9 protein-coding genes are annotated in these 9,140 nt (G+C 68.6%); 6 read left to right on the top strand and 3 right to left on the bottom strand.

Translation table 11 applies throughout. From position 1 onward, the window contains the following. Positions 1-104: 104 nt before the first annotated feature. The 3 genes from ACFVH5_RS42420 to ACFVH5_RS42410 form a co-directional block, all read right to left on the bottom strand. A complete protein-coding gene (locus ACFVH5_RS42420) occupies positions 105-1,556 on the bottom strand; it encodes a peptidoglycan D,D-transpeptidase FtsI family protein (protein ID WP_385839026.1) in 1,452 nt (483 codons plus the stop codon). 165 nt (positions 1,557-1,721) lie between these two features. After that, complete coding sequence (locus tag ACFVH5_RS42415; RefSeq protein WP_385839025.1) at positions 1,722-2,237, bottom strand: GNAT family N-acetyltransferase; 516 nt, start codon at positions 2,235-2,237, stop codon at positions 1,722-1,724. Position 2,238: 1 nt separating this feature from the next. After that, positions 2,239-3,012: an IclR family transcriptional regulator gene (locus ACFVH5_RS42410; protein WP_138048348.1), complete on the bottom strand. Its 774-nt coding sequence runs from the start codon at positions 3,010-3,012 to the stop codon at positions 2,239-2,241. A gap of 131 nt (positions 3,013-3,143) precedes the next feature. Here ACFVH5_RS42410 and ACFVH5_RS42405 point away from each other — a divergent pair, with 131 nt between their 5' ends. The 6 genes from ACFVH5_RS42405 (at position 3,144) to thpD (ending at position 9,018) form a co-directional block, all read left to right on the top strand. After that, positions 3,144-4,673 carry an aldehyde dehydrogenase (NADP(+)) gene (locus tag ACFVH5_RS42405; RefSeq protein WP_385839024.1) on the top strand — a complete coding sequence of 510 codons (1,530 nt, stop codon included), beginning with the start codon at positions 3,144-3,146 and terminating at the stop codon, positions 4,671-4,673. Between the two features lie 215 nt (positions 4,674-4,888). Beyond that, positions 4,889-5,497: a DUF1349 domain-containing protein gene (locus ACFVH5_RS42400; RefSeq protein ID WP_210883808.1), complete on the top strand. Its 609-nt coding sequence runs from the start codon at positions 4,889-4,891 to the stop codon at positions 5,495-5,497. Positions 5,498-5,833: 336 nt separating this feature from the next. Next, the gene (gene ectA / locus ACFVH5_RS42395) at positions 5,834-6,373 is read left to right on the top strand and encodes a diaminobutyrate acetyltransferase (RefSeq protein WP_385839023.1); all 540 of its coding nucleotides are present in this window, start codon (positions 5,834-5,836) and stop codon (positions 6,371-6,373) included. Positions 6,374-6,402: 29 nt separating this feature from the next. Next, positions 6,403-7,674, top strand: coding sequence for a diaminobutyrate--2-oxoglutarate transaminase (ectB, locus tag ACFVH5_RS42390; RefSeq protein ID WP_385839022.1), 1,272 nt, complete (start codon positions 6,403-6,405; stop codon positions 7,672-7,674). A 48-nt stretch (positions 7,675-7,722) separates the two neighbouring features. Next, positions 7,723-8,127 (top strand): ectoine synthase, encoded by a 405-nt coding sequence (locus ACFVH5_RS42385; RefSeq protein ID WP_107017720.1) that lies wholly within the window; start codon positions 7,723-7,725, stop codon positions 8,125-8,127. 3 nt (positions 8,128-8,130) lie between these two features. Next, a complete protein-coding gene (gene thpD, locus ACFVH5_RS42380) occupies positions 8,131-9,018 on the top strand; it encodes an ectoine hydroxylase (protein ID WP_385839021.1) in 888 nt (295 codons plus the stop codon). The last annotated feature ends 122 nt before the right edge of the window (positions 9,019-9,140 follow it).

Raw genomic sequence — 9,140 nt, 5'->3', positions numbered from 1 at the left:
GGGGTCACCCGCGCAGTTCCCCGCGCCCCCAATCAGGGGCGCGGGGAACTGCGCAATCTTTTGGCTCGGCCCCCACCGGGCCGCAGGGCAGGGGAGGCGCGAGGTCACCCCTTGAGCGCGGCCCGCATCACGGCCTCGGCCACAGGCGCAGCCAAACCGTTCCCGCTCACTTCCGACCGCGCCGCATCCGACTGCTCCACCACCACGGCGACAGCGACCTCCTTGTCGGAGGAGTCGGACTTCGCGTACGACGTGAACCACGCGTACGGCGTCTTGCTGTTGTTCTCGCCGTGCTGAGCCGTACCGGTCTTGCCACCCACCGTCGCCCCGGAGATCCGCGCGTTCGTCCCCGTACCCTCCTCGACGACCGTCTGCATCGCCGACTGCAACTGCTCGGCCGTGGACGAACTGACGATCTCCTTGCTCTCCGTGTCGTCGTCGTAGTTCTCCAGCACATCCCCGTTCGCGTCGCTGATCTGCGACACCATGTGCGGCGAAACCAGCTTCCCGCCGTTGGCGATGGCGGCCGACACCATGGCCATCTGCAACGGCGTCGCGGTCACGTCGAACTGCCCGATACCCGTCAGCGCGGTGGACGACTTCTCCATGTCCGACGGGTACACGCTCGTGTAGGCGCGCACGGGCACGTCCTGGGACTCGTCGTTGAAGCCGAACTTCTCGGCCATCGCCTTGACCTTGTCCTGACCGAGGTCGACGGCCATCTTCGCGAAGACGTTGTTGCACGAGTACTGGAGCGCGACCCGGATCGACGCGTTCTCACAGGGCGCCGACTTGCTCTCGTTCGCCAGGACCTGCGTCGTGCCCGGCAGCGTGTACGGGTTCTCGCTCTTCGTCTTCTCGTCCACCGAGGAGTAGAGGCCGTCCTCCAGCGCGGCGGCCGCGACGACCAGCTTGAACGTCGAGCCCGGCGGCAGCGGCTGGCGCAGCGCCCGGTTCGTCATGGGCTTCTCGGAATCCTTGGTCAGCTTCTTCCAGGCGTCGGAGTCGCCCCCGCTGAGCACCGAGGGGTCGTAGGACGGGGTGGAGACGACACCGAGGATCCTGCCGGTCTTCGGGTCCATGGCCACGGCCGCGCCCTTTTTGTCACCGAGCGCCTTGTAGGCCGCCTTCTGCACGTCCGGGTCGATGGTGGTGATCACATCGCCCGGATCGGAACGCTTGCCGGTGACCGTGTCGAGGGGGTTCTTCAGGCGGTTGTCCGTGCCGTCGAGCAGCTGCTGGTAGACACCCTCCAGCTGCGTGGCCCCGAACACCTGCGAGCTGAACCCGGTGACGGCCGCGTAGAGGTTGCCGTCGGTGTACGTGCGCTTGTACTTGAGGTCGCTGCCTTTCGTCTGCGCGGAACCGGTGACCGCGTCGCCGCCCACGATGATGTTCCCGAGCGGGTACGCGTACTGCTCGATCGCGTTCCGACGGTTGTCCTTGTCCTCTGCGAGCGCCTGCCCCTCGTAGAACTGCACCCAGGTCGCTCTGACGAGCAGAGCGAACACGAGCAGCAGAGTGAAGACGGAGGCGCGCCTGATCGTTTTGTTCATCCCGCCCAGAAGGACGAGCAAGAACCCCCCGAACGTTCCCTTCGCCCACGTTTCTCATGGACAGTTCATCTACTCGCGCCCCGGTCAGGGGCGCGGGGAACGGCGCAGTCTTTTGTCTTTAAGGGGCGCGGGGAACGGCGCGACCAGCCACGACGCACCCGCACGTCACTCCGAGAGCTTCAGTACAATCTCATCGATTTCGGCCCCCCGCGCGTTCGCGAACCCCCGATCCCGCCCAGTGGCAACGAACCCACACTTCTCCAGCACCCGCAGGGACCCCGCGTTGTCCGCCGAAGCCCGCCCGTACAACGGCCGCTCGGGCACGACGACGAGCAGCGCCCGCAACGCGGCCGTGGCGATCCCCCGCCCCCAGTACGCGCGATCGATCCAGTACGTCACCTCGCGCTCGCCCGGCTCCCCGTACACCGCCGCGTTCCCGACGACATCCCCGTCGACGAGGATCGTGCGGTTCACGGCGGACGAGGCCCGCACCCGCTTCCAGTGGGCGTCGAACGCGTCCCGGTCGGTCGGATCCTTCGCGGTGAACGCCGCCATCCGCAGGGACTCGGGATCGTTCGTCTGCCGGAAGAACACCGGCAGATCACTGTCGTGGATCTCGCGGAGCTCGACCTCGACGGGGGGCGGCCCGGACGGGCCGGAGGGGCGGGACAGGTCGGACATGTCAGAGCCTCCGGGTCGCGAGCGTCAGCCGGTCCCGCGCGTCGAACAGCGCGTCCTTCACCATCTGTTCGTGCGCCGGCGTCAGCCGGGCCACCGGCACCGAGCAGCTGATCGCGTCCCGCGCGGGCGTCCGGTACGGGATCGCCACGCCGAAGCAGCGCAGCCCCAGCGTGTTCTCCTCGCGGTCCACCGCGAACCCCTGCTCCCGTACCTGGTGCAGCTCCTCGATGAGCTTCTCCCGGTCGGTGATCGTGTGCTCGGTCAGCGCGGGCAGCGTCTCCGGCAGCAGCTTGCGTACCTGCTCGTCGGTGTGGGTCGCGAGGAGCGCCTTGCCGAGGGACGTGGAGTGGGCGGGCAGCCGGCGCCCCACGCGCGTGAAGGGGCGCAGATAGTGCTGGGACTGGCGGGTCGCGAGGTAGACGACGTTCGTGCCGTCGAGGCGGGCCAGGTGGATCGTCTCCGTCGTGTCGTCGGAGAGCCGGTCCAGCGTCGGCCGCGCCGCCGCGACGACCTCGTCACCGTCGATGTACGACGTACCGACGAGCAGCGCCCGTACGCCGATGCCGTACCGCGTGCCCGTCGCGTCGGTCTCGACCCAGCCGAGCTCGACCAGCGTGCGCAGCAGCATGTAGAGACTGGACTTGGGATACCCGACGGCCTCCTGCACGGCGGCCAGGGAGTGCATACCGGGGCGTCCGGCGAAGTACTCGAGCAATTCAACCGTCCGCACCGCGGACTTGACCTGTGCTCCGCCGCCCGTCTCGCCTGCCGACATCGGCCTTGACCCCCTAGTTCGCCGGGAAATAGTCTCGACAGCATATTCACCATCAGAGACAGCGTTCAGCATATCGAACGCCCCTGGTGAGTGGCACATGTACTTCGGCATTACATCTGGAGGGACCCGCGGTGGCAGCAGCACCAGTCTGGAGTGTCGACCCCCGAACCGGGAAGCAGCGCGAGCAGGTTGCGGTGGAAGCCACAGCCCAGGAGGTGGACGACGACGTCCGCGCCGCGCACGCCGCCCGAGGGGCTCTCGCCGACCGCACGGTCCGCGCGGCCTTCCTGCGTACCGCGGCCGACCTGCTCGAAGGCGCCAAGGAGCACCTCGTGGAGGCGGCCGACGCGGAGACCGCGCTCGGCCCGGTCCGGCTCACCGGCGAACTCGCCCGCACCTGCTACCAGCTGCGGGCCTTCGCGGACATCGTCGACGAGGGCGAGTTCCTCGGCGTCGTGATCAACCACCTCGACGCCACCGCGACGCCGCCGATCCCGGATCTGCGCCGCTACAAGGTGCCGCTGGGTGTCGTCGCCGTCTACTCGGCCTCGAACTTCCCCTTCGCCTTCTCGGTGGCCGGCGGTGACACCGCGAGCGCGCTCGCCGCGGGCTGCCCGGTCGTCGTCAAGGCGCACCCGGACCACCCCGGTCTGTCCGAGCTGGTCGCCTCCGTCGTACGCCGGGCCGCGGCCCAGCACGACATCCCGGACGGCGTCCTCGGCCTCGTGCACGGCTTCGAGGCGGGCGTCGAGCTGGTCAAGCACCCGCTGGTGTCGGCCGCCGGATTCACCGGTTCGGTACGCGGCGGACGCGCCCTCTTCGACGCGGCGGCGGCGCGGCCCGCGCCGATCCCGTTCCACGGCGAGCTGGGATCGCTCAACCCGGTCGTGATCACCGAGGCCGCCGCCGCCGAGCGCGCCGAGGCGATCGGTACGGGGCTCGCGGGCTCCATGACGCTGGGCGTCGGCCAGTTCTGCGTGAAGCCGGGCCTGGTGCTGGCGCCGGCCGGTGCGGCGGGCGACCGCCTGCTGAAGTCCCTCACGGACGCCGTGAGCGACACGGAGGCGGGGGTCCTCCTCGACCACCGCATGCGCGACAACTTCGTCGCGGGGGTCGCCGAGCGTGCGGGGCTGCCCGGCGTGGACGCGCCGGTGACTCCGGGTGCGGGCAGTGAGCACACGGTGAGCGCCGGCTTCCTGACGGTCTCCGCGCGGAAGCTGGCCGCCGAGGGCGAGTACGACCTGCTGCTCGAAGAGTGCTTCGGGCCGGTGACCGTGGTCGCGCGCTACGAGGACGAGGCCGAGGCGAACGCGGTGCTCGCGCGGCTGCCCGGCAACCTCACCGCGACGGTGCACCTCTCCACGGAGGAGGAGGCCGGTGAGGGGCGTGGCGCGGAGATCCTCGCGGAGCTCACGCCGCTCGCGGGGCGGGTCGTCGTGAACGCGTGGCCCACGGGGGTCGCGGTGGCTCCTGCGCAGCAGCACGGCGGGCCGTATCCGGCCACGACGTCGACGTCCACGTCGGTGGGCGGGACCGCGATCGAGCGGTGGCTGCGGCCTGTTGCGTACCAGAACGCCGCGGAGGGGTTGCTGCCGGTGGAGCTGCGGGACTCCAACCCGTTGGGGCTGCCTCGGCGCTACAACGGGCGGCTTGAGCGGTAACCGCTCCTTTTCGCGCCGTCGGGCCCGTGGCCGGAGTGTCGGCTGCGGGCCCGCTGTGGTTGCCCGCGCAGTTCCCCGCGCCCCTGGAGGGCGCCGTTGGGGTCGTGGGCGGTGTGTCGGGTGCCGGTCCGTCGTGGTTGCTCGCGCAGTTCCTCGCGCCCCCAAGAGGGGCCTGTGGCCCACTCTGGGGGGCTGGGAGCTGGCAGACTCTGTGGATGGACGTGAAAATTCCTGAACTTCCCTTTTCGCTTCGGTCGTACGGGCCCGACGGGCACTGGTCGTACGAGGGCGGGGTGCTCACCGGGTGGGCCGGGGCCCGGCAGGACCGGTTCGTGCCGCCCACCGACGAGGGGCTGGACCCCGCGTCCGACGCGCCCCGGCTGCTGGGGGCGCCCGAGGGGGACTTCCAGCTCATCGCCCGCGTGACGGTCGGCTTCGCCGGGGCCTTCGACGCCGGTGTCCTCTACGCGCACGTGGGCGAGCGGGCCTGGGCCAAGCTCTGCCTGGAGAACTCCCCGGACGTGCCCACCGTCTGCACGGTCGTCACCCGCGGCCACTCCGACGACGCGAACTCCTTCACGGTCGACGGCAGCTCCGTCTGGCTCCGGATCAGCCGCACCGGCCGCGCCTTCGCCTTCCACGCCTCCAAGGACGGCGAGCGCTGGACCTTCGTCCGTCTCTTCACCCTGGGCGAGGAGAAGGAGACCGGGGCCGCCCTCGTCGGATTCATGACCCAGTCGCCCATGGGCGAGGGCTGCGTGGTCACGTACGACCACATCGAGTTCCGCCCGGACTGGCCTGCCGACCTGAGGGACGGTCACTGATTTCGGGGTTCTCCCCATTTCCGGGTCCGCTTTGAATGCGGGCCTAATTCTGCTTTTATTCGCCTAGGGTTTTCTATAAGCTTCTGCCCGATTTCTCGGAACCTAAACAATAAAGTTTTGCGAAGATCGATCTCGTAATTCGGGCAGGTCTCGCCATGGTTAAGCCCTTGTGACGCAATACACAACCGCGCCGCTTTGTCCGTTATTACCCGGACAAAGCGGCGCTTTCGATCGGCTCCACGCGCGGCCCGCGCCCGCGTGATAACACATGCACTCTGCTTGTGTAACCCCACTCGGCGATGCGATTTCGATTTTTGCTGGGTAAATTCAGTAGACATGACCGCCGCACAAGCAGACCTGCAAGCGGAATTCCTGGAAATGCCAGAAGGGCTGCGGGCCGACCGTCCGCGCGTGGACGACGGAGCCGCACTCTGGCGCATTGCCAAGGACTCCGGGACCCTCGACCTGAACTCCTCCTACAGCTACCTGCTGTGGTGCCGTGACTTCTCCGGTACCTCCGCGGTGGCGCGTACGGCCGACGGCGAACCCGTCGCCTTCGTCACCGGTTACATCCGGCCTGAGCGCCCGCACACGCTTCTCGTGTGGCAGGTCGCCGTCGACGCGGCGCAGCGGGGCCGAGGCCTCGCCGCCGCGCTCCTGGACGGGCTGACCCGCCAGGTCGCCGGCCGGCACGAGCTGACTTCCATGGAGACCACGATCTCCCCGGGCAACACCGCCTCCGAGCGGCTGTTCACCTCGTACGCGGCGCGTCACGGCGCGAGCGTCGAGCGTGAGGTCCTGTTCGACACAGGGCAGTTCCCCGACGGCCCGCACGACCCAGAAGTGCTGTACCGCATCGGCCCCCTGTCGTTCTGAACAGCCCCCCACGCCCGAGGAGTACACCTGTGACCATCACCCAGCCCGACCTGAGCGTCTTCGAAACCCTGGAGTCGGAGGTCCGCAGCTACTGCCGCAACTGGCCCACCGTCTTCGACCGCGCGCAGGGCAGCCGCATGTACGACGAGGACGGCCACGAGTACCTCGACTTCTTCGCGGGTGCCGGCTCACTCAACTACGGACACAACAACCCGGTACTGAAACGGGCCCTGATCGACTACCTGGAACGCGACGGCGTCACGCACGGTCTGGACATGTCGACGACCGCGAAGCGCAGCTTCCTGGAGTCGTTCCAGAACCTGGTGCTGCGCCCGCGGGACCTGCCGTACAAGGTCATGTTCCCCGGCCCGACGGGCACCAACGCCGTCGAGTCCGCGCTGAAGCTGGCCCGGAAGGTCAAGGGCCGGGAGTCCATCGTCTCCTTCACCAACGCCTTCCACGGCATGTCGCTCGGCTCGCTCGCCGTGACCGGCAACGCCTTCAAGCGCGCCGGCGCCGGCATCCCGCTCGTGCACGGCACGCCGATGCCGTTCGACAACTACTTCGACGGCCAGGTCCCGGACTTCCTCTGGTTCGAGCGGCTCCTTGAGGACCAGGGCTCCGGCCTGAACAAGCCCGCCGCCGTGATCGTCGAGTCCGTGCAGGGCGAGGGCGGCATCAACGTCGCCCGCGTCGAGTGGCTGCGCGCCCTCGCCGGACTGTGCGAGCGCCAGGACATGCTGCTGATCGTCGACGACATCCAGATGGGCTGCGGCCGTACGGGCGCCTTCTTCTCCTTCGAGGAGGCGGGGATCGTGCCCGACATCGTGACCGTCTCCAAGTCCATCAGCGGGTACGGCCTGCCCATGTCCCTGTGCCTGTTCAAGCCCGAGCTGGACATCTGGGAGCCGGGCGAGCACAACGGCACGTTCCGCGGCAACAACCCCGCGTTCGTGACGGCCGCCGCCGCCCTCCAGACGTACTGGTCCGACGGACCCGCCATGGAGAAGCAGACCCGCACCCGCGGGGAGCAGGTCGAGCAGGCGCTGATCTCCATCACCGAGGAGAACCTCGCCGACGTGAAGGAGTACCGCGGCCGGGGTCTCGTCTGGGGCATGGAGTTCCACGACAAGGCCCGTGCGGGCCGTGTGGCGCACCGCGCCTTCGAGCTCGGCCTGCTCATCGAGACGTCGGGCCCGGAGAGCGAGGTCGTGAAACTCCTCCCCGCGCTCACCATCACACCCGACGAGCTGGACGAGGGCCTTCGTACCCTCGCCCGGGCCGTCCGCGAGACGGCCTGAACCAGCACACCCCCCTGCACACCAGCCTGAAGGAGGCTTCGTACCACCGTGATAGTCCGTTCGTTCAAGGAGATCGAAGGCACTGACCGACACGTGAAATCGGCGTCGGGCACCTGGGAGAGCAAGCGCGTCGTCCTCGCGAAGGAGCGGGTCGGCTTCTCGGTGCACGAGACGATCCTGTACGCGGGTACGGAGACGTCGATGTGGTACGCGAACCACATCGAGGCCGTCGTCTGCGTGGAGGGCGAGGCCGAACTCACCGACGACGAGACCGGCAAGAAGTACACGATCACGCCGGGCACCACCTACCTCCTCGACGGCCACGAGAGGCACACGATGCGGATCAAGGAGGACTTCCGCTGCATCTGTGTCTTCAATCCGCCGGTGACCGGACGGGAGGACCACGACGAGAACGGTGTCTACCCCCTGCTGACCGAGCCCGAGGAGGTCTGAACGATGACGACCATCACCGACCTGTATCCCAGCCGCGGCACCAGTGAGGTGTCCGTGCCCCGGCAGGACCCGGTCGTGTGGAGCGAACCCGGCGCGCCGGGGCCGATCGCGGGGTCCGACCTCCAGGGGTACGAGCGGGACGGGTTCCTCACCGTCGAGCAACTCATCGACGACGACGAAGTCGCGCTCTACCGCGCCGAGCTGGAGCGCATGGTCACCGACCCGGCGGTCCGCGCCGACGAGCGCTCGATCGTCGAGCCGCAGTCGCAGGAGATCCGCTCGGTCTTCGAGGTCCACAGGACCAGCGAGATCTTCGCCCAGCTGGTGCGCGACGAGCGCGTGGTGGGCCGCGCCCGGCAGATCCTCGGCTCCGACGTGTACGTGCACCAGTCGCGGATCAACGTGAAGCCCGGCTTCGGCGCGAGCGGCTTCTACTGGCACTCGGACTTCGAGACCTGGCACGCCGAGGACGGTCTGCCGAACATGCGGACGGTGTCCGTCTCGATCGCGCTGACCGAGAACCACGACACCAACGGCGGCCTCATGATCATGCCGGGGTCGCACCACACGTTCCTCGGCTGCTCCGGAGCCACGCCGAAGGACAACTACAAGAAGTCGCTGCAGATGCAGGACGCGGGCACGCCCTCCGACGAGGCGCTGACCAAGTACGCCTCCCAGCACGGCATCAAGCTCTTCACGGGCCGGGCCGGCTCGGCGACCTGGTTCGACTGCAACTGCATGCACGGTTCGGGCGACAACATCACGCCGTTCCCGCGCTCGAACGTCTTCATCGTGTTCAACAGCGTGGAGAACGCGGCGGTGGAGCCCTTCGCCGCGCCGGTACGCCGCCCGGAGTTCATCGGGTCGACGGACTTCACCCCTGTGAAGTGACCTGCGGGTGAAGCGACGTACGCCTGAAGTGACGTACGCCTGAGGGTGATTGGCCCGGTGCCCGACTCGCACGAGTCGGGCACCCGGCGCACTGGCTCACCGGGGTGGCCTACAGCGCCGGG

Source organism: Streptomyces sp. NPDC127119, assembly GCF_042677425.1.
Classification (GTDB): Bacteria; Actinomycetota; Actinomycetes; order Streptomycetales; family Streptomycetaceae; genus Streptomyces.
The sequence above is the reverse complement of the archived record's forward strand: the minus strand, read 5'-3'. Positions and strand labels throughout refer to the sequence as shown.

What these genes read in the sequence shown, in the direction of transcription:
- ACFVH5_RS42420 (WP_385839026.1), bottom strand. Translation starts at nt 1,556, where the DNA reads ATGAACAAAACGATCAGGCGCGCCTCCGTCTTCACTCTGCTGCTCGTG.
- ACFVH5_RS42415 (WP_385839025.1), bottom strand. Translation starts at nt 2,237, where the DNA reads ATGTCCGACCTGTCCCGCCCCTCCGGCCCGTCCGGGCCGCCCCCCGTC.
- ACFVH5_RS42410 (WP_138048348.1), bottom strand. Translation starts at nt 3,012, where the DNA reads ATGTCGGCAGGCGAGACGGGCGGCGGAGCACAGGTCAAGTCCGCGGTG.
- ACFVH5_RS42400 (WP_210883808.1), top strand. Translation starts at nt 4,889, where the DNA reads ATGGACGTGAAAATTCCTGAACTTCCCTTTTCGCTTCGGTCGTACGGG.
- ectA (WP_385839023.1), top strand. Translation starts at nt 5,834, where the DNA reads ATGACCGCCGCACAAGCAGACCTGCAAGCGGAATTCCTGGAAATGCCA.
- thpD (WP_385839021.1), top strand. Translation starts at nt 8,131, where the DNA reads ATGACGACCATCACCGACCTGTATCCCAGCCGCGGCACCAGTGAGGTG.